General features: G+C 56.6%; 1 protein-coding gene. It reads left to right on the forward strand.

Going from position 1 to position 267, the window contains the following annotated elements:
* Positions 1-267: hypothetical protein (locus FDX22_RS15440; protein WP_146717422.1), on the forward strand; the 267-nt coding region annotated here is incomplete at both ends.

Consider the following 267-nt stretch of genomic DNA (forward strand, 5'->3'; position numbering starts at 1 on the left):
GCGCATCAGCAAAAAGCTCCGCTCGGCGCATTGCGTGAGATCTGGGAGCGTCGTGCGCAAGCAGCCTCTGGTTTACCGCTGTTACAACTGGGGATCGCGCTGAAAAATATGGGCGATGCCAACCGCAGTGAACAAGCGTTAACGCTGGCCCTGAATACACCGCGCCGCGATACGCAACAGTGGATGGCGGATTACGGCAGTGCGTTACGGGATAACGCGTTGATGCTGGCCTTACTCGAAGAGAACAAGATCAAACCTGACGTGCAG

This window comes from Citrobacter sp. TBCS-14 (genome assembly GCF_005280805.1).
GTDB lineage: Bacteria > Pseudomonadota > Gammaproteobacteria > Enterobacterales > Enterobacteriaceae > Citrobacter > Citrobacter gillenii.